Below are 22,081 nucleotides of genomic sequence, written 5' to 3'. Positions count from 1 at the left end.
ATTTTTCAGGGCGAGAATCCCGCCGTTTACGGCGAGGAGGATGTCACAGCGGATATCGCAGGGCTGTGATGCGTGGTTTCGGCTAAATCATACTGACTGCCGGGGTATCAGCTCTCACAGGCCTTACATTCGAGGATATCTCGGCTGAACTTCTGTGCGGCGTTGACACTGTGTTGGTAGTAGAGACTCTTCACCCCTTTTTTCCAAGCCTCGATGTAGAGCTGGTTGATCTCCTTGACGCTCACTTCGCTCGGATCGATTGAGACGTTCAGGCTCTGTGCCTGGTCGATGTGTTTCTGCCGCTGCGCTGCCTGGTTAATGATCGCCATCTGTGGAATCTCGGCGAAGGTCTTGAACACCTCCTTCTCCTCGTCGGTTAGGCAGTCGAGGTGTTGGACGCTCCCGTCGTTCTGTGCGATGCTGTCCCAGACTTCACGCTCATCTCTGCCTCGCTGTTTCAGTATCCCCTCGAGGAATCGGTTCTTCTGCGTCGATTTGAGCTTCGCACCGTCACGGACGAAGTAGTTCGATTTTAGTGGTTCAATGCTCGGACTGACCTGCCCCAGGATGACGCTGCTGGATTTCGTCGGGGCCACGCTCATCGTCGTTGCGTTCCGGCGACCGTAGCCGTCGAGCACCTCCGGCTCACCGAACTCGTCGGCGAGCCGACGACTCTCCTCGTAACTTCGCTCCTTGATGGTGCGGAAGATTTCCTCATTTTTTTCCATCGCCTCCATGCTGTCGAACGGAATCATCTCGCTCTGGAGGTAGCTGTGCCAGCCGAGGACGCCGATGCCGATCGCCCTGTGCCGTTTCGCAAACCGCACTGGCCGTTCCATGAACTGCGTCCCCTCCGCCTCTTGGATGAACTCCTCCATGACGGCGTCGAGGAACCGCGTCAGCGTCTCTACTGCGTCGGTGTCTTTCCACTCGTCGTAATGGAGCGCGTTCATTGACGAGAGACAACAGACGAAACTCTCGTTCGGCGTGGCGGGCAGCGCGATCTCGGTACAGAGGTTAGAAGCGTTGATCTCGTAGCCCTTGTCCTTGTATACCTGTGGCTTCCCGTCGTTCATGTTGTCCCGGAAGATGATGTACGGGACACCGATGTTGATCCGCGTCTCGATGATCTCTGCCCACGTCTCTCGCTTCTCCTCGTCGCCGTCGACCATCGCCTGGAACCAGTCGTCACCAATGATGACGCCGTAGTAGATGTCCTGTACAGGGTCGCCCTCGGTCTTGATGTTGAGCCACTCATCCAAGTCGTCGTGTTCGATGTCGATGTACCCCGCGAACTGTCCGCGCCGCGTCTCTCCCTGGCTGACAACGTTGATGATCGTGTCGAACAGCTCGGTAAAGCTATAGCTCCCGTTGCTCTTGCCGTTGTTCGTGATCGGGCTGCCTCGGGGCCGGATCTCGCCGAAGTACCCGCTGGTCCCGCCGCCCAACTTGGTCATCTCGCCCACTTCGGCCTGTGTGTAGAGGATGCTCTCCATGCTGTCCGCCATGTAGCTACCGAAGCAACTGATGGGCAGGCCTCGGTCCAGACCGAAGTTCGACCACACTGGACTCGCGAGGCTGTAGAAACCCCGACTCATGTAGTCATAGAACTTGTCCGCAAAGCCGTCATCATCCAAGATTTCTTCAGCCCGCTCTCCGATCTCTCTGACCCTTTCCTCGGCTGTGACGCCCTCAATCAGGTACCCCTCGTTGAGGAATGCCCTGCTATCCTCGTTCAGCCAATAGAACGGTTCCTCGTGCTGCTGTTGTACCTCGTCGAGTGCTGGTTCTGTTTGTGCCATCGTTAGAACATGTCCTCTGCGGTAACGCTCTGCGAGTGCTTGTTGTACGTGGTCGACCGCTTGCTGAAGAAGTCGTTATCTTTCGTCATCATGATGTCCTCATCGAACCACCGGGTCTCCTCGAGCAGGTCATCGTCCGGGTCGAATATCGGCTCGACACCGACGTTCTCGAGGCTCTGATTGAACCGATCCCGGAGGAATGCGTCGACGTGCGCCCGGGGAAGGAACTCCAGTTCACCCTCACCGAAGATCCAGTCTAGTATCTTCATCTCAGCCTCGAACGCCTGCTGACAGGCGGCTTGGACATCTTCTTCGAAGTCTTCGTCGAAGAGGTCCGGATTCTCCTCGCGAATCGTCTCCACGAGTTCGACACCGAATAGCCCGTGAATCTGCTCTTCCTTGCTGGTCGCCTCGACGGCGTTTGCGATCCCCTTGAACTTCTTTTCGTGTTTGTCGAAGCTCGTCATGATGAGGAACTGCGAGAACAGCGAGACGTGTTCAACGAATGTGGAGAACAGGAGGAGACTCATCACGTACTCCTGTGTGTCGTCGCTCTCGCTCTTCTCAAGATACTCGTCGAGGTAGTCAATCCGCTCTTCGATTGCGGGGACGTCGGTCACCTCCTCGAAGTCTTCCGCAATCCCCAGGATGTCGAGGAGGTGACTGTACGCGTCCATGTGTCTGACTTCACTCTCCGCGAAGGTCATGCCGACGTTCCCGACCTCTGCTTTGGGCATCTCGTCGTAGATGTCTGCCCAGAATGTCTTGACCTGGACCTCAATCTGCGCGATGGCCAGCATTGTCCGCTTGATAACGGCCTTCTCGGCAGAAGTCGTGTTGACTTTGAAGTCTTGGACGTCTCCTGAGAAATTGAACTCCGTGTGAACCCAGTAGCTGTTCCGTATCGCGTCTTTGTACTCAAGAACGTCGGGGTATTCGTACGGTTTGAGCTGCGTTCGTTCGGAGAAGATGTCAGTCTCTGACTCTCCGCCTGTGGTTTTGCTTTCAGTCATTGGTACGTACTCTGGAGGAATCGTTCTCTGTTGGGTGGTTTCTGTTGCCGTCGTTCTCTGTGCGTCTGGACCTGGGCCATGCTCGTCCGGTCAGGGATTGACCGAGCATTCGTTTGATCTGCGTATGGTTGTATCATAGTGAACCGTCCGAGGCGTCGAAGTCATCAAGTTCTGCATCCAGGACCGCATCAAGTTCTCTCAAGAATTCCTGCGGCTCAGAGAATGCTTTGTAAACGGAGACAAACCGAATGTAAGCTATCTTATCGAGCGTGCGGAGGTTCTCGGAGACGAGTTCGCCGATGAGACTCGAAGAGACGATCCGTGCCTCTCGATCTTGTAGTTCGCTCTCGATATCGTCAACGAGAGTAGTCACTGTTGTCTCCGTCACATCTCGCTTCTCAACGGCTCGCTCGATCCCTGCGCGGAGTTTCTGTCGGTCAAACGGTTCGATGGTTCCGTCGCGTTTTTTCACTTGGAGGGATTCCCACTCCGGACGTTCGTAGGTCGTAAAGCGGAACGAACAGCGTTGACACTCGCGGCGTCGTCGGACGGAGGTTCCGTCGGTACTGGCCCCTGTATCGATGACGCGTGTTCGCTCGTTCCCGCAGTCCGGGCAGTTCATAGTTGTCACTGCTTAATCCTCCATGGTCTTAACCCCATATGTGGTGCCTCTCGATTTTGACCGCAACATCTGGTGGTGAGGGCTGTCACATAAACCTTACCCAATAGAATTGGAATAGTACAATTCAGTTTGATTGCCGGGCGTGGGTGATTGGGCTCAGATGCATTGAGCACACCAGGTTCAACTGCGCTACAGCGATTTTTTCGAAGACAATTGTACCCCGCTGTGGGCTAGCAACGGTCGTGCTCAAACATTTGGAGGGTAGTTATGGCCACAATTCTTGACTGTGGGTGCCAATACGCTAACGATGACTGACGAAATAGAAATCCCGACCGAGCCACGGGCCGCGGTCGACGCACTGGCGACACACCTAACTGCGACCGCAGACCGCCCAGTGCCGCCAGCAACGAACCGATGGCTCGGGGAAGCTGAAGCCGTCGCCCGCGACGCTGCCAGTGACGGTCTTGACACGCAAACCAGGCAAAAGCGGGTTCGTCAGGTTGCCACACTGCTTGAGTCGGCTGACGAAACAGATGATGTGGTTGCCGATCGCCACATTGAGGCGGCTATTCAGTGCTGCCAAGTCGTTCTCGCTAACGAGTGACCGTGGTTGAGACTGTACAGGATATCTCTCTCGCCACATGATAAATTCTGCCAGATAGAGAAACCAAATTAAATCTCGCAAGGTTGTTCTCTTTCGTTAAAGAAACTATTTTAAGTTACAAAAGAGTGTCCAAGCGCACCACGCTTATGTTCGTGGTGTCTAAAGATTACTTTGATGAGTTCAAAACAAGACGATCTCAAAGAGACGAACACTGAGGCCCGCTTCGAATTCAAGAAAGAGGAGAAGTCCGCTTTCAAAAGCGAAAAGGGCCTTACCGAGGAGACGGTGCGCGTCATCTCGGAGGACAAAGACGAGCCGGAGTGGATGCTGGAGCGCCGCCTGCGGGCCCTCGAACAGTTCCAAGAGATGCCGATGCCGACCGACTGGCCCGGTCAGCCGGACCTGAGCGAAGTTGACGTCGACGAGATCGTCCCCTACATTCGGCCGGACGTGGACGTGCGGGCGGGCGTTGACGACTGGACGGAACTACCGGACGACATCAAAGACACCTTCGACAAGCTGGGCATCCCCGAAGCCGAGAAGAACGCACTCTCCGGCGTCGGCGCCCAGTACGAGTCGGAGGTCGTCTATCAAAACATGCAGGAGCGCTGGGAGGAGAAGGGCGTCATCTTCTGTAACATGGACGAGGCCGTCCAAGAGCACGAGGAGCTCGTCCGCGAGCACTTTATGACCAAGTGCGTCCCGCCGAGCGACAACAAGTTCGCGGCGCTTCACGGCGCCATCTGGTCGGGCGGCTCGTTCGTCTACATCCCCGAAAATACCACGGTAGACATGCCGGTCCAGGCGTACTTCCGGATGAATAGCGAGGGGATGGGCCAGTTCGAGCATACGCTCATCATCGCTGAGGAGGGTGCCGAGGTCCACTACATCGAGGGCTGTTCGGCCCCGAAGTACTCGAAGTTCAATCTCCACTGTGGCGGTGTCGAAGTCTTCGTCGACGAGGACGCCCACGTCCAGTACTCGACCGTCCAGAACTGGTCGAAGAACACGTACAACCTCAACACGAAGCGCGCCATCGCCGAGAAGGGCGGGCGCATGGAGTGGATCTCCGGCTCGATGGGGTCGAAGGCGACGATGCTGTACCCATCGACGATCCTGAAGGGCCGCGGTGCCTCCGACAACCACATCACCATCGCCTTCGCGGGCGAGGGCCAGGACATCGATACCGGCGCGAAGGTGTACCACAACGCGCCCGAGACCAAGTCCACGGTCGAGTCGAAGTCGATCGCGAAGGACGGCGGCCGCACCAACTACCGCGGGCTCGTCCACATCGCGGACGGCGCCGAAAACTCCTCGACGGCCGTCGAGTGCGACGCGCTGATGTTCGACAACGAGTCGACGTCAGACACCATGCCGTACATGGAGATCAACGAGTCGAAAGTCGACGTCGCCCACGAGGCGACCGTCGGGAAGATCGGCGACGAGGACATCTTCTACCTCCAGTCGCGCGGGCTCGACGACGACGACGCCAAACAGATGATCGTCTCCGGGTTCATCGAGCCGATCACGGAGGAACTGCCGATCGAGTACGCCGTCGAGCTGAACCGCCTCGTCGAACTCGAGATGGAGGGCTCGCTCGGGTGATCTAATGCCGGAGTGCGCACACTGCGGAGCACACGTCTCACAACAGTTTGTGACTGTGTTCGGGTTGGACGGCGGTGACGTAGTTGCCTGCCCGGCGTGTTCCAATAAGGCAAACATCGCAGAGACAGTGTTATCCCGTCGCTCATAACGAACGATGGAACACTGCTTCGCATGTGACACTGACTACGGGTATCTTGGAACGACACCGCATGAGGGATCCTGTCCGGCCTGTGGCTCGTCAGTCGTAACACCAGCAGGCGAACTCAGCGTCGTCGACACGACAACGTGGGAGAGTGCCAATAGTCTCTCGACAATCCACGTGACGGCGGTCGACGACCGCTCTCGTCGATTTGAGTTTGTCGTTGCGGCGCGTCGCGGCCGGGGAGAACTGGTCTGTCTTGCGATCGATGGGATGGCGGTGCCCACCGATACAGTGTGGTCAGTCCCGGCTGCCGTCGCTACGAGAGTTACCGCGCACGGGATCAGGCTCAGTGATTCCACGCCAGCTCAAAGCATATGAGGAACGGTACAGGCCGGACACACGGTCGGTCATGTCTGTCCTGTCTCGGTCGCGAGAGGTGATGTCGCTTGGTGAACTCGAATCTGAAACTGCTCCGACAGACCCCCGTTCGTTGATCAAACAGAAGTGATCGGTTACTCATATTAGATCTGTTTTTATTACCGCGCGCCCAACATATTGTTAGAGAGATGAAAGAGCAGCTCAAAGTAGGAGTCATACAACACAACCCTGTAATCGGTGATATAGACGGGAACCTCGGTAAGATAACCAAGGAGTACAGGCAGCTGGCGGATACTGAGCCTGATCTCGTTGTCACACCTGAACTCTCCATAGTTGGGTATCCACCGCGTGATTTACTCCACCGAGCAGAGATACTTGATGCTCAAGAAGCAGCTCTCAATGATCTGGCTTTAGAAACCGCTGACGGGCCACCGTTAATCGTCGGCGCTGCGGTCAGGACCGAGCGTGACAGCGGTGCGCCGATCCACAATGCCGCAATCGTGCTCCGCGATGGAAAGAAGAGTGAAACGTACCACAAGCGGTTACTGCCGACATACGATGTCTTCGATGAGCATCGGTACTTCCAGCCCGGGACTGACCCAGTAGTCGTAGATATTGCGGACACCGCCATTGGACTCACGATCTGTGAAGACGCGTGGCAGGATGCCGTCGTAACCGGGACACGCCGCCACGACGAGAGTCCGCTACAGGACACAGCTGCGAGCGGAGCGGATCTTATTATTACGCTTTCTGCGAGCCCATTCAGTCTCGAGAAACCGTCTCGACGTGAACACCGGTTCGCAACGCATGCTGCTGAGACAGACTGTCCGGTTGTGTTTGTTAATCAAGTCGGTGGGAATGACGAGTTGATCTTCGACGGACACTCATTGGTCGCTGTTGATGGAGGGGTCCACGAGCAGTTGACAGGATTCGAGTCTAGCACTACTGTCGTGGACGTTTCGGTCGGCGGAGACGCAACAGTTCCGACAGGTAATACAGAAACCCGCGCTACGCAGGCCCGCAAAGCACTCACGCTCGGCGTACGGGATTACTTCGAAAAAACCGGGTTTGAGGAAGCCGTAGTTGGGTTATCAGGTGGGATTGATTCCGCAGTCGCGGCCGCGCTCGCAGTAGCGGCACTCGACGCAGAGAACGTCTATGCCGTGTCTCTCCCAAGTGAGGTCACAAGCCAACAGAGCATCGCCGACGCTCAGACGGTAGCGGCAAACTTAGGCATCGAGTTCGATGTGATCCCTATCGGATCGGCAGTGGAGGACATCTCCCAGACGCTTGATGCGAACAACGCATCGCTCACTGGTGTTGCTGCTGAGAACATCCAAGCGCGAATCCGTGGGTCTATCCTCATGGGAATAGCGAACCAGCGTAATGCGCTCGTGCTCACCCCAGATAATAAGAGCGAAGCCGCAGTCGGCTACTGTACGCTGTACGGCGACGCCGTAGGCGCGCTTGCTCCACTCGGTGATTGTTACAAACAGCTGGTCTACGAGTTAGCTGGTGTGTTCAACGAGACACTTTCCTCAGCAGGATCATCGCCTGTGATTCCAACGTCTGTAATTGAGAAAGAGCCGAGCGCAGAGCTTCGTTCCGGGCAGGCCGACGAAGAGGAAATCCCAGCGTATGAGGTACTGGATCCTATTCTTGAACAGTATATCGAGGAAGGCGAAATCATCAGTTCGATACGAGAGGAATATCCCGACCACGTTGTTGACGAAGCACTTAGACGGACTACACACGCCGAATTCAAACGACGGCAAACTCCACCGCCACTTCGTATCACACAGAAGGCACTCGGGCGTGGATGGAACTATCCAATTGCCGCAGCGTACGATTGTCTACTCGATGACCATTGAGACTTCGTGAGCTGGCCGCTTCAGATAACCGGGCCAAGTTTCGGATGACGTTGCTGGAGAGCGTCGCAGCAGTCGTTGAGTTAGAATTCCAGTAGGAAGCGTGGGCACAAGCCTCAGATAGAGGTCTTAGTTTTGTATCTTAGATAATAGTCTTAGATACACGGAGCTAGTAGTCAGACGGTGAACGACAGCAAGTTCATCCAATCAGTCAGTTCCACTGCTACCCATGTATGTTAGCTGCGCTGTGAGATCTGTCGCAGAGACCATTCCGACGATTTCATTTTTATTGCTAGCTACAGGAAGATGTTGAACGTCTTCTCGAATCATTTTGACCGCGACATCATGGAGGGTAGCCGTAGAGGGTACTGTGAGAACATTTTGTGTCATGTGGTCTCTAACAGTACCGCTGTATGAAGAGTGGTCACCCGAGACGACTGCGACGAAGTCGGTACTGGTCAGTACCCCCGCGAGATTCTCTTCAGTGTCCAACACGATTAGCGATCCGACACCCTCGTCCAGCAGGATAGCCGCAGCTTCGGAGATATCTGTATCGGGTGTAACGGTCAGAAGGTCGGTGCTCATTAATTTTTTAACCGGAGTGTTATCTACACCCATGATAACACTACACGCACTTCTAATGTATACTAATTGCGGTGGTTTGTTTCGTATATCGGGGTGTGAGGACCTATTATCTCCATAATATACAGTATAATTCATCATGATCATACATATAGCGAAGAGCGAGTGCGAGTAACACAAATTCTGATTCCAGCGCAACGGAAACAGAGTGAGTTGGCAATCCAGCACAGATTCAGATAGTGATATATTCCTTATGTAGAAACAATCAGAATAGATTAAATTATACAGATATGATATTAGCGGTAGTTCTATTCCGGGTTCCCGCAGTCACACCCACCTTGACGGAGGAGTTCGCCAGCGTCGTACGTCGAACCACACGCCGAACAGACGACTTGGACGTCCACGATCACATCGTAGTCAACCCGGTCCAGCTCTTCATCCGGGAGTGTCGACTCGATCGATGCCTCGGTCACCACTACAGTGCGGCCCTCCAGCTTCTCGATTGTCTCCGTACGCCGCTCAACCGCGTCTTCGCTCTGATCTGGAAGTGACGCGTTACGCTCGTCCGTGAGATACGTGTGGACGGATTGGTGAGTTACGAAGTCGCTGGTGAGCTCCACAACGTTGACGCCCTCCCGTTCAAGCCGTCGACGAGCGCGGGTTTCGTCAGGCCCAGACCCATGTCGGAGCGCCTCATACGTCCCAGTAACCTCAAAATTAGAAAGCGAGATACCATTTTCTTTGAGCACCGACCGAAGGATCGTCTCGTTGAATTCGTCAGCAAGATCTCGGAGGCTCGTGCGCTCACCGTCGTCACCGATCCACGCAGCCTCTAGCTCTGCTCCCCTCCCCGATAGGTCGTACTTTTCGATGAGCCGGGCGACTTTCGTCCCACGCTTGTGTGACTCATTGCTCATGGCCAATATACCGTGTCGAGTGTTACAAGTTTACCGATGTAATTTGTCGGAGTAACGGCAGTACCGAGCGCACAAAGCCGCTGGGCCGTCGCGCTATCAGTCGACGCTAGTGATGTAGGTGTAGTCGTCTGAAAGCGCGGCGGCGTCCTCAGGGAGAAGCGCTACTGTGATGTACGGCGCATGAGTTCGGAAGTATTCGACGAGACGCGAAATCCGGCTCGAATCAATCGCCTCCAGCGAGTCAAGCAGAATGAACGGCAGCTGCTCGTGGACATCGTGAACCAGATACCCGGCCAAGGCGAACACCAGACCCGTCACCTCACGTTCGCTTTCTGAGAGGTGCTCGATAGTGTCTTCATACGCTGTTCCGTCCGTAGCCGACCGTACAATGTGGAGATCGAATCGCGTTTTTTCCACTTTCCGACGGCCTTCTCTGACCCGCTCTTGACGTCGTTCGATCCAGATTCGATCGAGGTTCTCGTACGCAAGGATATCGAGAAGAGTCTCCATGTGTGTGTTGAACGCTTCGACCGCTTCCGCTTCGAGATCCTCGATACGTGTTCGGAGGTCAGTGAGCCGCTGCGAAACATCTTCGCGATCAGCTTCTAGCGCGTCGCGCTTCTGGATTGCCTCCTCCCGTTCAGCAATCTTCTCATCGAGCGACGCAAGCTCTGACTCGAGATTTTCGACCCTGAGTTCGAGTTCGTTCGACTCGCGGTGGAGTTCGAGGAGGTCTTCATGATCACCGACCTCGATCGACTCGGCTTCCGCTTCAAGATCTGATACCTCCTCCTCCTTGGATTCGATACGCGACTCAAGATCGCCAATCCGTTCCTGAGTGGCCTCAATATCGGACTCGACTGTCTCTAGTCGATCTTCGGCCTGCTCCAGCGCGTTACGCTGTTCGCGAAGATTAGACCGCTTCTCGGAGAGCTCATCGATATTTGATTCGACCTCTCGGCGTTCGTCGAGTTTGTCGGCCCGAAGGCTGCGCAACCGGTCGAGCGTAGCAGAGATTTCGTCAGCAGAGGCCGAAGAACCACAGGTCCAACAGGTCATTTCATCGGCAGCGAGTAGCTCGTCGGTTGGGGCCCCACTGGAGTCCGCATCAGCTAGCTCTACACTAACGCCCTCGTCTTCGAGCATCTCCTCATTAAAACTGATAACGCTACCGAGTTCGCTAATTGTATCGTCGATCTTGCGCTTCCGATCTCGCAGTTCTTGAATACGACCGCTCAGGCGGTCGGGGCTCTCTTCTGGTTCGTCGACGGTGGACAGCTTCTCTTGGAGTTCTGAGCGTTCAGATTCGAGTTCTTCGAGCGTTGTTCGATCAGTTTCCAAGTCAAACTCGAGATCTTCAAGCTCAGATTTCGCATCCCGGACACGCTGAAACGCCGTTTCGAGCTCTTGTTTCTGCGAGCGGCTCTGTTCGATGTCCTTATCGAACGCTTCGATCTCATCCTGAACCGAATCAAGATCTTCTCGCGTCGAGTTGAGTTCTTCTTTCGTATTTTGCCGTTCTTCCTCGAGTTCAGGAAGCTCATTTTCAAGCCGATCTAGCCGGTCTAGTTCCTCATCAATCTCATCACGCTCGCGTTTACACGAGTCTATTTCGGCGTCTATCCGGTCTGTATCGACAGGACGCATGATGAGTTCGCGGAGATCATCTCCCCTTGCGATGGTCCGTCGCGCCTCATTGTTCTCAAGGAGAAACGCGAAGAGATCAGCGAGTTCGGGATCGTCCAGGAACGGATCGCCACCGAACGCAACCGTCTCTCCCTGGCGCTCTAGCGTTCGAGTATACGTTGTGCCGTCGATTTCGAGCGTGACCGAACCGCGCTCGGCGTCGCCCTTCAGCGATGCCCGTTCGCTGCCGAGACCGGCCATGAGGGCAGTGAGGAATGAAGTCCGATTCGTCGCGTTCTCACCGGTGAGTACCGAGACACCCGGAGGAAGGGTACTACTTGCCTCGGTGATCCCACCAATATTTTTCACTTCGACGCGAACGGCGGATTCGGCGACTTGGTTTGTGGCCATATACACACCATTAAATCCTTCTCGTAATTGAATGTGTTTATATTCTTGTAGTTAGGTGACTCATAGGACATAGAATTCAAAAATTTATATGTAGAAAATATTCTACTATCTATCGTATAAGAAATAGTACCCTTTTTATATTATATTTCCGATATAAATTGGCAGGATGCGATAGAATAGTAGCCCCGGTTACAGCACGGGACCTCAGTAGCCAGTATGCGTATCACACGCAAGACAGCGATGACACAGTCGTCGAAGACAGGAGTCTAGGTATTTCTAAGCAGCTGTATCACTCGGCTTGATGATCCGTAGTCGACTCAATGTGTATATCTCGTGTTGAAACCCATTCGAGGCTCGCGACAACACCGACGCCCACGATTGCGAACAGAATGAACGACTGAATCCAATACCACGTCCAATTCATCCCCATCGCAGATAGTTCAACGGACGCCTGCTCAACGGGAGCTCGGAGGGCGCCAAAGATCAGGCTGACGAGAAAAGCCACTGTTAGCTCACGATTCCGCTTGAACGCTGCCCGAACTGCGTGGGCAACAGATAGCAGGCCGACAACCGCACCGAGGAGGAAGGTCACGACGGGGAGGGCGCTCTCATAAACAGCGTCTACGCCACCGCCCTGTACTCCGGCAAGAAGCGCATCGATAAATCGGCTCAGAGCCGTCGACATGTACTCGTACTGTCCAAGGACAAGGAGTAACAGCGATCCGGACATTCCCGGGAGAACCATTGCGCTGACCGCGACGATGCCAGCAAGGAACAACACTGGGAGCGAAGTGCTGATCCCCGTCACCGCATACCCGGAGCCGACGAAAGCGAGGAGGAACCCGATGATAACGGTAGCCCGTTTTCCCCACGTCTCCAGCGAAACGTCACGGGAGAGAATAATCGCGGAAGCGCCGATCAAGCCGAAAAAGAACCCGTATACCGCCACTGGAGCGATGGTCAGTAACCAACTGATGAGCCGCAAGACGCTCACGACCGCGGTAACGATTCCGGTTCCGAGGACGATGAGGAACCCCATGTCTAGCTCAGTGAGAGTTCGAACGACGGCCTGACGATCTCTGTCGCGGGCGTCGTGAACGAGTCGGCGAACCCTACTCACGGTGAGCGCTGTGATTGCGGTGATGAGTCGTTCATAAATCCCGGTGAGAAGTGCGATTGTGCCACCAGAGACGCCGGGAACGGCGTCGGCGGCCCCCATACAGAATCCCCGGAAGTAGATTCCGAGTATCCGACGCGTAGTCGTCATCGTCGCAAAACCACGGTGGAATCGAACATAGCTATTGGGGTTGTATACGACGAATCCAACGGAGCGGCAGTGTGAACGTCGACAATCAAATTAATGAATTGGTATCACACGCTATGTACAGCGTGGCTGGTCGGAGTCACTGAAAGAGCACAAGCCGGATCAACGGTGGCGTTTTTATTCTTGAAATGAACGTAGAAACGATGCGACCGATCGAACACCTGATTGTTGCGTTTTGTTTTGTCGGCGGTTACGTGGGCCTCACAACACACCGGCTTCCATCTCTAGAACTTGCCGCCGTTGCGTTCGTGGGAAGTCAGTTTCCAGATATCATCGATAAGCCGCTCGCGTTGGAGCTGGGTCTATTGCCAACAGGCCGCGTCGGCATGCACTCGCTGCCGATTGCCATTCCGATTTGGACGCTCGCTGTCCTGTACGGCTGGCAGACAAACAGGGTCCGAGCAGGAGTTGCGTTTACCATCGCGTACGCTTCACATCTCGTGGCGGACAATTACGCCGCACTAGCGGTGGGTCGGATCCCGAGTGACCTCTTTTGGCCGTTCTCGCAACCAGTTCCTAGGCCAACAATCCCGTACTGGGCCGGTCCACAATCGATTAATATACACTTGTTCACACTGTTTTCTATCGGGCTACTTTCAATTACAGCGTACTATTTTTTCTTAGATATTGCTCACCACGTACAGGCCGGTTCCTGAGCCAAAAGTTCGGTCTCCTATGTTGGTGCCAAAGTATAATAAATCTGGTACAATTAAACACCGTGACGACGTTCAACACGTGTTTTCATTCCATATGGCTCAAACGTCGATGTTCATTTCTACGCAAACCGAAGTTACATAGTCGCGCATACTGTGTGCCACGATAATGAGTGTCGCACGACAGTATAATTTCGTTTCGGCGGTGCTTGCTTGGTCGCTTGCCAGCCTTTTCATACTCGTCGCAACGGGGTGGCTTACGTACGAACTGTTCTTTGTTATTTCACTCATTGGTGTGCTCATTGTCGTGGAATTCACGTCGCCAGTCTCCGTCCGACCTCGGTGGCGGAAACGCGTTCGATGGATAATCCTCATCGGTATCGCAGGGTTTCTTGTCGTCCTTGCGAGGCGGACGGTCGCGGTGTTGCCACCGGAGGTGGTGTAATCGATGCGTATCCGTGGATATGAACTGACGTATCCGCGAGTAGTGTTCGTCGCGGTCCTCATCACCACGCTGACGACGATGGCAGTCGGGGTTGGAACCTCATCGGCAGCATACGGGTCGTACAACTATGATTGGGACGGAACGAGCGATATCCGGTCGGTTGCCGCAGACGCCGGGAGCGACGTCGAAATTGTTCGCTCCGAGGCGGGGTATCGACAAGCCAGTGCTCAAAACGCGACGGCGCTCATTCTGGAACCGACAGATTCGTACTCGGGATCAGAGTCTGACACGGTTGCGTCATTCCTCGATCGCGGCGGGACAGTTGTAATCGCCGCCGAAGGCAGCAGCGAGGCAAATCAACTCCTCACGACGCTCGGTGTCAGTTCACAGTTTGATGGGCGGCCACTCCGAGATGAACAACGCCACTACGGAAGTCCCGCGTTGCCGATTGGAACCCCCGTCCGTGAAGACTCAGTAACGAGCAACGTCTCGCAATTAGCGATTAACCACGGAACTACTGTGAGTACGTCAGAGGATGGGACTGTACTTATGAACAGCTCAGCGTTCTCGTACGTCGACGCAAACGCCAATGATGAACTCGATCCGGCTGAACCGATCCAGGAACATCCAATAGTCGTCCGCGAGGAGGTCGGAAACGGCAGCGTGATCCTTGTCAGTGACGGGAGTGTATTCATTAACGAGATGCTCGACCGGACAGATAATCGGCAGTTCGCAGCAAACGTACTCGGTCGTTCAGACACGCTCCTCATCGACCACCAACGTAGGCCAGAGATCCCTGAGTCCGTCGCGTTCGTCTTGACAACTGCCAATTCGCCGCTGCGATTACTGCTACTCGCTGCGTCGACCGTCTCTGTTATCGGTATCAGATGGTGGAGAGTTACAACCAACAGAGATGAAGAACCCACCCCTGTGAGTTCTAATCAGTACTCTGATATTATCGAAAGGGAAATCGTCGAGCGCCAACCGGATTGGGACGACGAGCGAGTCAAACGGGTTACGGAGGAAGCGACCACTGACGAGGCCCAAACGAACAGCTAGCAGTGAAGGACATTCACACGGACGCTACGACTGCTGGGATCCGTCGGAGACGGAGATCCACAGATGAGTTTCTCGGTAGGCTTGGTCTGCCGTTGGGTCAGACGGCGGGTCGCCTTTAAATAGCATGAACGAGAGGCGCAACCGATCACCGGTCATCATCGGGGTTACGTTCAGTTCGTTTTCCCACGTTGCCTCGTCAGCTAGCGTGAGTGTTTGACGGGACACCTCGTTACGACCGTGTACCTGTGTCGAGTTGTTCACGACTGTCGCATCTTGTAATTCGACAACAAGCGAATACTCCACCGTTTGGTGTTCATAGTTTCCAACGCCGACAACAAGCGACTGCGACTCACCACTCACAAATTCTGTTGGGTAATCATCAGCGACCAGTTGGCCGTCATCTTGCTCCGTGACAAGATACATTTCAGTGAACGCGTCCGCCTGTTTTGGCACAGCGACCGCGTATCCAGCACTCGTAACGGCCAAGAGCAACGCCGCAACAGTAAGAATAGTCAAAGTGCGGTCGAGATGTGACTCGTGGCCGGAGAAGACATCGACTACCGACTGACCCCACTGACGGTACGGCACCGAGAACCGATCACTCTCCGGGAGCTGGAGGCGACGATGCGTTGCGAGGGCAGACGCCGCGAGAGTTACCCCTGCGACTGAAAGCATGACTGGCAACAGCTGAATCCCGACCGGAGTGACGTTTAGTACGAGCCCGATGAGCGGGACCACTGCGATGCTCACGCCGAACGACAGCGCAGCACGCTCGACATACGTCAGTCCAGAACCAACGGCTCGTTTCGACTCGCCTGTCTCCTCGCCGGATTCGGCGTCTCTCACGCCTGCTTCCGGAAACAGCGCCGCGACGAGCGCATAGCCGGGAATGAGTAACACGAACGGAACGACGAGCACAGATCGGAGCGGTGTCGCGCGTACCCCGGGAACGGTGACGGCGGCGCACGTGAGCAGCGTGAGCAGAACGACGGCGGTCAGGTCGGCCGGGATTGGGACTGCTGAACCCGGACCGGCATCGACACTGTCGCTCTCGGCCGCGCTAGCTTCGTCTGAGTCGGTATGGGAGTCGTCGCCCTCGTCGCTATCGTCTGTATCAGTCATGAGTATCCTCCTGTCGTACGGGGCCCGATGACGGGTCCGCGTCTGTCCCGCCCCCGTCGCCATCACCGACGCTTGGGACGCCAGCGACTGCGGGGTCGACCGAATCTGGTTGGATCGCGTCGCTCGGCAGGCCGGCCGACGGCTTGTCGTCACGCCGATATCGGTATATACCGAATCCACCAGTTCCGAGCGCGATGACGCCGGTGACCAGAGCGATCGTCAGTGTTCGCATGTCGACCGGGAAGGGTCCTTCCCCAAGCGGGGCGAGCGCAGCGCTGACGGACGCAGACTCGAGGCTCCCGCCACCACCGTCGAACGCGGCTCGCACTGAGACCGCGTTCGACGCGTTGCTTGCGTTCGACAGTTCGACGCTCGTCTGATAGCTCCCGTCGGCGGTCGTCTGGACCGTCGCTCGTTGTTCGCCGTCAATCGACACGACGACAGCCTCTCCACCGATACCGCTCTCGCTTTCGGTTACCAGTCGGCCGGCGACGTTCACGGCGCCCTCACTTCGGACCGCGGACAGCGTTAGCCGCGTCGGCGTCTCTTCGACGGTCAGGTCGGCGTCTTCGCTCACCGGAGCCAACGCGGTGCCGGTACGCCCGGTAGAGACGGACATCGTTTGGCGTCCAGCCGAAATGTTCGCTGGGAATCGGGTGTCGAACTGGTAGGCCCCCGTTCCGTTAGTCCGTGTCTCGTCGAGCACTTTCTCACCGATACGGAGGGTAACGGAAGCATTTGGAACGGGAGTGCCATCAGCCGTGACAACGCCAGCAGTGGTGACCGACGACCCAGCGCTCGCCTGGGCAGAAGAAGTATCTATCGAGAGCGACGGGGTCGACTGCGTAATCACGGTCGAGACGTCGGTCTGTGACGGGAGATACAGCGCCGCGTCGTCAGGCGTGTAGGTCAGCGAAATCCGAGCCGGTCCCCGCGTCGCCGTGACAGGTCGGTACGGCAGTGCGAACGTGCCATCGGGTTCAACAGTCGTCGTGAGGGCCTGGCCGTTCACACGGAACGAGACATTTCCGCTCGGTGGGTCGGTTCCCTCGGCGGTTAGTCGGCCGGTAAGACGAATCGGCTCTGTGAATGACCCGTTCGGGCTCGCCTCAGCGGCCACTGCTGTCACCGTGTATACTTCTCGAACACGCACCGCCGTTCGTCGTTCCCTATCGGTAGTCGTTTCAGTGACGATACTGCTCGCCGACACAGTCGCCCCGTCGGTTGTCTCTCCGATGGCCTGGTACCGGAGAGTGAGCGACTGCTCAATATCGCGGAGATCGCTCGTAATGTTCCGTAACTCGCGTGCGCGTCGCTGCGCACGCCCATGATCATCGTCCTGACGTGCGCGCTCGTAGGCGGCGGCGATCCGTTGGTACGTCGAGAGCCGCTCAGCGTACCGCCTCTGTAGCGCCGCCGTTTCAGCGAAGAGCGTCTCGCGTTGTTCGACACGCTCAAGATCGGTTGTGACTGCCGTCCGATATACCTCCATGTACAGCGCCAGTTGCCGGTCGTACCCGGCCGTTAACAATCGCTGTGCGGTATCATACTCTCCAGCCTCGATGCGGCGAGCGCTCTCTGAGAGCCGATCGGTCAACGAAGCGGACAGGCGATGCTCAAGTACCGATGCGTTAGCAGAGCGCGTCACTGCGTCTGGGCGTTCATGCCTGATCTCGGTCCCGTTCGACTGGGAGTCGTCGGTTTGCGTCCACATCTGACCGAACGGTGCCCCCGTGTCCGCTGCCCCAGCTGTGACCCCGACAACTGTCACAACAGTCACCGTACAACCGATCACAAGAAGACGGCGGACAAGAGAGCGTGACACATGGCATCGATATCCGTGACTATTCTTATATTTTGTCCTGTTTGGTGTCGTGTTTAGTGAACTTTTAGGTCGTGTTTCTGAGAGATATCGGTTGAGAAAGTAAGTGACGCGAGATATTTTTGATGTCAAATTGAAAAATAAAATATTTCACCATCTCTACCAGTAGCTTCAATTAGTGACAGACCAGTTCGTGCGTGAATGGATACAATACAGTTGCGTGAACGGCAGCGCGCCTACAACGATAGTTACCCCGTGATTTCGATCCGGTCGTCAGTTCAGTCACCCAGTATCCCAACTGACTCCCGAGAATGCCTAACAGGCTACGGAGAGCTAATTGAACAACGGCCGGTCACTGCGTTGAATCGTCATGGTGAGACGTGAAACAGATTGTGCCAGCAGAGACACCGTCAAACACAATGAGTACACCCAATATGAACAAGGACGAAACAGACGCCGTAGAACGTCTGAATCAGGACAACGAACCTCCGACGTCGACACTACAGTCGACAAACACAGCGGAGTCGCAGGAAAATCAACATATATCGAATGGATCTGGACGCCGGACGGATTCGTTCGATCCGTACGAGCGGATCACAGAACTAGAGACGGTCACTGACGTGCTACAAACAGAAAACGAGCGGTTACGGACGGATTACGCACGTGCTCGAGTGATTTCTTACAAAAAAACCGCGTTGGCACTGGCTGTGCTCGGTGTAATAGCTATTCTCGGAGGGGTGATTCTACCAGATGTCCGTGCCGTGCTGTTTGTCATTGGCGCGATTGGGCTGTTCAGCGGGGTAATGACGTGGTACCTCACACCCGGGCGCGTTGTTCCGGTCAGCGTGGGCGAGAGTGTATACGATGGCGCGATGATGACGCTAACTAATCTCAGGGATGAGTTGGGATTACAGCCTATTACTGTGTACGTCCCTCATGGGACCCAAACTCGTGCGTTTATCCCGAGAGAACACGATTTTGAGATTCCAGAGAACATCTCACACGTGTTTCCGGGCGACACGAGCGGATCAGAGGGGCTTACTTTCACCCCGTCTGGTCAGGAGCTAACGCGAGAAGTTGACGAAATCCGGACAACTCATGACCCGAGCACGACACTCGGCGCGGTTGAACAAATAGCTAATTCACTCGTTGAACACTTTGAGGTGGCTGATGACATAGTAGTGGAAAAAAGCACAGTGGTTCGAGAAGTCAAAATTACAATTACTGATCCTGCCTTTGGGCCAGTAACACGACTCGATCACCCAATCGTCTCCGCACTTGCGTGCGCTGCTGCTCAAAGCGTCAACGCACCGGTCGTTATTGACTCAGTCGATGACACGACCGTGACTCTGTCAGTAGCTTCAGAGGCAGCAGAAGAATAAGGTGAGAACGGGACGAGACGACTGGTTTTCGATTGGAAGAGATACAGCATCAGATCACTTCATCAGAGTTTCGAGTATCTCCAGCTCTTCCTCTTCGGTAATCTGGTTAGAGTTCATACAGGCATGAACGACCTTATGAAGCAGATCGGCATCGCTGAATTGGGCCTCTTCGGTGGACGTGTCCGATCGGTGTAGCTCTTGCTCCATTGCCGCCAGTTGCTGTGTGAACTCTTCTAACTGGTGTGAGATCGATTCGAGGTTGTCTTCCTGAGCGTTGGTTGCGCTTCCAGTGATGGAGTCTTTGTCGGGGGCATCAGGTTCCGAAGATGTTAGCGTCGAGTCGTCAACGACACCGTCAGAGGAGGTACTGTGGGGACTCTCAAGAGGGGATTCGTTGGCGGCAGGGTCTGAGGTGGCCCCGGGAGCACCATCGGTGACGGCTTCTTTACCGGCGTTCTGCGCGGCCGCGGCACTGTCACTGTTAGCTGGGGTCACAGACGTGCCAACTGTTAGGTCTTCGTCAAACACCTCCTCAACGAACGCCTCACGGTCTGCCCAGTCAAATTCTGGAATCGCGTTGACACGGTTCGATACCGTAGCGCGAGAGATACCAAGCATATCCGCGATTTGGTCCTGTGTCGCGGTAGGCTCGTAGAAGATTGCCCGGAGCGTTTCGCGCTCTTTCTGCGTGAGATCTCCGGGGTCGGGAGTTGATTCATCATTTGAAGAGGCCGTATCGGGATTCGGTTCGGTCGCCTCAACTGGGTCATCGGATGGTTCAAACTCTGGCTCGGCTACGGAGTCGGTCGGAGCATCTTTGCTGTCCGAATCCATTGTGGAACTATTGTCTGGCGTGTTGGTCATTGACGGCTCGTCGGGCCCATCAGCGGTCTGTGATGGCGTGTCAGTATTCGTGTCAGTTTGCTTGGTGGGGGATTGATCCTCCGGAGAGTCTCGCTGATCGAGACTCTCACCGCTCGTCGCGCTGGGCTTCGGAGAATCCGGTGGTGACTCTCCTTCTTCGGAGTCGCCGGACGAAGCAGGGTCACCGTACTGATTGAGGACGCGGTCGACATGGTCAGCCGAAGCGCTCGGGATTTCCTCCGCGATTTCCGCGAGCGTTGCCTCAGGGTTGTCGGCCGCTGTCTCCAATATGCGCTTCTGCCGGATCGATTTGGGTTGGATCGAGGTGGACTCTGATTTGCTCATAATGTTCTCTGCCTTGTTTCAGCTCACAATCAAGAATTTCATACCACCTGTTTAATTCTTTTTGCTGAACACTATAGACAGTATACATAATATAAGGTATTAGAGCAAAAATACCAGACAATTATTCGTATAGCCGTCAAAGAATAAAATTCGTCCACTAGACAAATATATTACTGTATGTGTTTTAGAACACAAACCATAGACTGTTTGAAATAATGTGATTTATATAACTCACACTAAACTACATTTTGAGGTCATTACAGAATCTAGCGCGTAACCTATCGTTCCAGAACTGCCAGTGGTTCCACCCCAGAAGCTCGCCATCCTGCGAGGATAGCGGTAAGCCCGCCAGCCAAAAAAGCGGTCATCGCTCCCGCCGCAACGATCCAGGGCGAGACCTGAACGAGCGTATCGAACCCAAACAACGATGCGACGACTCGGTTCAACAATCTCGCGAACGGCACAGTCATCACAAGGCCACCAACTGCCCCAAGCAGTCCGTAGTAGAGGCCCTGTGTAGCGATTACACCAGCAACGACGTGTCGAGAGAGGCCGAGGGCACGGAGAGAGGCAATTGTCGTTTGCTCTTGGGCGACGAGCAGGGAGAGCAGATTGACGGAGAGAGCGGCGCCCGCGACTACCGAGACTACCGTGAGGACGAGGCCCGCAGCGACAAGCAGAATCCGGTTGCCGATGATACTCTCGAGCTGTTCGGCGTTCGTCCGCACTGTGTACTCTGGGTAGTCTGCCTGAATCGCTCGCTTGACACCCGTGACATCGCTGTCCGCGGCAACGTCGAGGGTTACTATCGACGCGCGGTCCGTGTGCGCGTTCCCAGTCATCGCCTGTAGCTCGGCAAGCGGTAACGCCGCGGTGTCAGCACCCAGAAAGCGTGAAAACGTCGGGGACGTCCCGACAACAGTGTACTGCGTCCGCCTCGCATCGCTGGTCGTGCCGCCAAGGTAAACGGTCTCACCGACATCGACCCCGAGGTCGGACCGAACCCCGTCGCCGAGGACGACCTTTCGCGACGCGGTCCCGTTGTAGCCGCCGGCGTTGTAGAAACCCGCGTCTCGACCGAACCCGTCGCCGCCGCGAACCTGAAACCCCGCGCTGGAGGTCGCGCCGACGCCGACGACCGTTCGAAGCGAGTCCGGAGAGCGGCCAACGTATATGGTCTGGAACAGCAACGGCGACGCGGTGTCGACCCGCGACGACGACGAGAGCCGCCGACTCGTGGCGTGCGCATCGACAATCCCACCTTGGAACCCGCCGACAGTTCCCGGGGCGATTCGCAGCGGCCCCCCCGAGACCCACAAGTCGCGGTCCGCCGACTCGAACTTCTGTTGGCCGGTGTCAACGACGCCGAGGCCGAGGCTCCCAAGCATCGTTACCGCCAGCACAGCGAGTGCCACGGCGCAGACAGCGAGGACGGTCCGCGATCGGTCGCGCCGGACCCGAACCGCAGCGAGGCCGATCACTGCGCGAAAGCGTT

The 22,081-nt window shown here is 55.7% G+C and carries 17 protein-coding genes; 6 read left to right on the top strand and 11 right to left on the bottom strand.

From position 1 onward, the window contains the following. Nucleotides 1–107: 107 nt before the first annotated feature. From EXE41_RS06520 to nrdR, 3 genes are all read right to left on the bottom strand, one after another. Nucleotides 108–1,802: a ribonucleoside-diphosphate reductase subunit alpha gene (locus EXE41_RS06520; RefSeq protein ID WP_137690592.1), complete on the bottom strand. Its 1,695-nt coding sequence runs from the start codon at nt 1,800–1,802 to the stop codon at nt 108–110. Nucleotides 1,803–1,804: 2 nt separating this feature from the next. Further along, the gene (locus EXE41_RS06515) at nt 1,805–2,815 is read right to left on the bottom strand and encodes a ribonucleotide-diphosphate reductase subunit beta (protein ID WP_137690591.1); all 1,011 of its coding nucleotides are present in this window, start codon (nt 2,813–2,815) and stop codon (nt 1,805–1,807) included. Between the two features lie 133 nt (nt 2,816–2,948). Further along, nucleotides 2,949–3,437 carry a transcriptional regulator NrdR gene (gene nrdR, locus EXE41_RS06510; RefSeq protein ID WP_137690590.1) on the bottom strand — a complete coding sequence of 163 codons (489 nt, stop codon included), beginning with the start codon at nt 3,435–3,437 and terminating at the stop codon, nt 2,949–2,951. Between the two features lie 307 nt (nt 3,438–3,744). Here nrdR and EXE41_RS19460 point away from each other — a divergent pair, with 307 nt between their 5' ends. The 3 genes from EXE41_RS19460 (at nt 3,745) to EXE41_RS06490 (ending at nt 8,037) form a co-directional block, all read left to right on the top strand. After that, nucleotides 3,745–4,041: a hypothetical protein gene (locus tag EXE41_RS19460; RefSeq protein ID WP_080508740.1), complete on the top strand. Its 297-nt coding sequence runs from the start codon at nt 3,745–3,747 to the stop codon at nt 4,039–4,041. A gap of 174 nt (nt 4,042–4,215) precedes the next feature. Beyond that, nucleotides 4,216–5,646 (top strand): Fe-S cluster assembly protein SufB, encoded by a 1,431-nt coding sequence (sufB, locus tag EXE41_RS06500; RefSeq protein ID WP_137690589.1) that lies wholly within the window; start codon nt 4,216–4,218, stop codon nt 5,644–5,646. A 708-nt stretch (nt 5,647–6,354) separates the two neighbouring features. Next, nucleotides 6,355–8,037, top strand: a complete 1,683-nt coding sequence (locus EXE41_RS06490) for an NAD+ synthase (RefSeq protein WP_137690587.1) — start codon at nt 6,355–6,357, stop codon at nt 8,035–8,037. A 204-nt stretch (nt 8,038–8,241) separates the two neighbouring features. Here EXE41_RS06490 and EXE41_RS06485 read toward each other — a convergent pair whose 3' ends face one another. The 4 genes from EXE41_RS06485 to EXE41_RS06470 all read right to left on the bottom strand — a co-directional run bounded on the left by EXE41_RS06485 (nt 8,242) and on the right by EXE41_RS06470 (nt 12,837). Continuing rightward, a complete protein-coding gene (locus EXE41_RS06485) occupies nt 8,242–8,619 on the bottom strand; it encodes a cyclic nucleotide-binding/CBS domain-containing protein (protein WP_241987201.1) in 378 nt (125 codons plus the stop codon). A gap of 305 nt (nt 8,620–8,924) precedes the next feature. After that, nucleotides 8,925–9,533 (bottom strand): rod-determining factor RdfA, encoded by a 609-nt coding sequence (gene rdfA / locus EXE41_RS06480; protein WP_137690585.1) that lies wholly within the window; start codon nt 9,531–9,533, stop codon nt 8,925–8,927. Between the two features lie 96 nt (nt 9,534–9,629). Continuing rightward, nucleotides 9,630–11,570, bottom strand: coding sequence for an archaea-specific SMC-related protein (locus tag EXE41_RS06475; RefSeq protein ID WP_137690584.1), 1,941 nt, complete (start codon nt 11,568–11,570; stop codon nt 9,630–9,632). Between the two features lie 289 nt (nt 11,571–11,859). Then, nucleotides 11,860–12,837, bottom strand: coding sequence for a DUF368 domain-containing protein (locus EXE41_RS06470; RefSeq protein WP_137690583.1), 978 nt, complete (start codon nt 12,835–12,837; stop codon nt 11,860–11,862). 200 nt (nt 12,838–13,037) lie between these two features. Here EXE41_RS06470 and EXE41_RS06465 point away from each other — a divergent pair, with 200 nt between their 5' ends. Together EXE41_RS06465 and EXE41_RS06455 are read left to right on the top strand one after the other, a co-directional pair. Continuing rightward, complete coding sequence (locus EXE41_RS06465) at nt 13,038–13,550, top strand: metal-dependent hydrolase (protein ID WP_137690582.1); 513 nt, start codon at nt 13,038–13,040, stop codon at nt 13,548–13,550. A 445-nt stretch (nt 13,551–13,995) separates the two neighbouring features. Beyond that, nucleotides 13,996–15,051, top strand: coding sequence for a DUF4350 domain-containing protein (locus EXE41_RS06455; protein WP_137690580.1), 1,056 nt, complete (start codon nt 13,996–13,998; stop codon nt 15,049–15,051). Nucleotides 15,052–15,075: 24 nt separating this feature from the next. Here the strand turns inward: EXE41_RS06455 and EXE41_RS06450 are convergent, their stop codons facing one another. Together EXE41_RS06450 and EXE41_RS06445 are read right to left on the bottom strand one after the other, a co-directional pair. Then, entirely contained in the window at nt 15,076–16,173 is a 1,098-nt protein-coding gene (locus tag EXE41_RS06450; protein ID WP_137690579.1) for a DUF1616 domain-containing protein, read from the bottom strand. Next, nucleotides 16,166–17,770 (bottom strand): Ig-like domain-containing protein, encoded by a 1,605-nt coding sequence (locus EXE41_RS06445; RefSeq protein WP_137690578.1) that lies wholly within the window; start codon nt 17,768–17,770, stop codon nt 16,166–16,168. Before EXE41_RS06445 ends, EXE41_RS06450 begins: the two co-directional genes overlap by 8 nt. A gap of 659 nt (nt 17,771–18,429) precedes the next feature. On the opposite strand from EXE41_RS06445, the gene EXE41_RS06440 reads away from it, so the two are divergent. Continuing rightward, a complete protein-coding gene (locus tag EXE41_RS06440; RefSeq protein WP_137690577.1) occupies nt 18,430–19,377 on the top strand; it encodes a MerC domain-containing protein in 948 nt (315 codons plus the stop codon). Between the two features lie 54 nt (nt 19,378–19,431). Here the strand turns inward: EXE41_RS06440 and EXE41_RS06435 are convergent, their stop codons facing one another. Both EXE41_RS06435 and EXE41_RS06430 read right to left on the bottom strand, forming a co-directional pair. Then, complete coding sequence (locus tag EXE41_RS06435; protein WP_199240858.1) at nt 19,432–20,586, bottom strand: winged helix-turn-helix transcriptional regulator; 1,155 nt, start codon at nt 20,584–20,586, stop codon at nt 19,432–19,434. Nucleotides 20,587–20,864: 278 nt separating this feature from the next. Further along, nucleotides 20,865–22,067 (bottom strand): ABC transporter permease, encoded by a 1,203-nt coding sequence (locus EXE41_RS06430; protein ID WP_158294397.1) that lies wholly within the window; start codon nt 22,065–22,067, stop codon nt 20,865–20,867. Between the last annotated feature and the right edge of the window lie 14 nt (nt 22,068–22,081).

Origin of the sequence: Halorubrum sp. SD690R (assembly GCF_005435035.1) — an archaeon.
Lineage (GTDB): Archaea > Halobacteriota > Halobacteria > Halobacteriales > Haloferacaceae > Halorubrum > Halorubrum ezzemoulense.
The sequence above is the reverse complement of the archived record's forward strand: the minus strand, read 5'-3'. Positions and strand labels throughout refer to the sequence as shown.

Coding starts and splice junctions, on each gene's coding strand:
- EXE41_RS06520 (WP_137690592.1), bottom strand. CDS start 1,802: ATGGCACAAACAGAACCAGCACTCGACGAGGTACAACAGCAGCACGAG.
- EXE41_RS06515 (WP_137690591.1), bottom strand. CDS start 2,815: ATGACTGAAAGCAAAACCACAGGCGGAGAGTCAGAGACTGACATCTTC.
- nrdR (WP_137690590.1), bottom strand. CDS start 3,437: ATGAACTGCCCGGACTGCGGGAACGAGCGAACACGCGTCATCGATACA.
- EXE41_RS19460 (WP_080508740.1), top strand. CDS start 3,745: ATGACTGACGAAATAGAAATCCCGACCGAGCCACGGGCCGCGGTCGAC.
- sufB (WP_137690589.1), top strand. CDS start 4,216: ATGAGTTCAAAACAAGACGATCTCAAAGAGACGAACACTGAGGCCCGC.
- EXE41_RS06490 (WP_137690587.1), top strand. CDS start 6,355: ATGAAAGAGCAGCTCAAAGTAGGAGTCATACAACACAACCCTGTAATC.
- EXE41_RS06485 (WP_241987201.1), bottom strand. CDS start 8,619: ATGAGCACCGACCTTCTGACCGTTACACCCGATACAGATATCTCCGAA.
- rdfA (WP_137690585.1), bottom strand. CDS start 9,533: ATGAGCAATGAGTCACACAAGCGTGGGACGAAAGTCGCCCGGCTCATC.
- EXE41_RS06475 (WP_137690584.1), bottom strand. CDS start 11,570: ATGGCCACAAACCAAGTCGCCGAATCCGCCGTTCGCGTCGAAGTGAAA.
- EXE41_RS06470 (WP_137690583.1), bottom strand. CDS start 12,837: ATGACGACTACGCGTCGGATACTCGGAATCTACTTCCGGGGATTCTGT.
- EXE41_RS06465 (WP_137690582.1), top strand. CDS start 13,038: ATGCGACCGATCGAACACCTGATTGTTGCGTTTTGTTTTGTCGGCGGT.
- EXE41_RS06455 (WP_137690580.1), top strand. CDS start 13,996: ATGCGTATCCGTGGATATGAACTGACGTATCCGCGAGTAGTGTTCGTC.
- EXE41_RS06450 (WP_137690579.1), bottom strand. CDS start 16,173: ATGACTGATACAGACGATAGCGACGAGGGCGACGACTCCCATACCGAC.
- EXE41_RS06440 (WP_137690577.1), top strand. CDS start 18,430: ATGAACAAGGACGAAACAGACGCCGTAGAACGTCTGAATCAGGACAAC.
- EXE41_RS06435 (WP_199240858.1), bottom strand. CDS start 20,586: ATGAGCAAATCAGAGTCCACCTCGATCCAACCCAAATCGATCCGGCAG.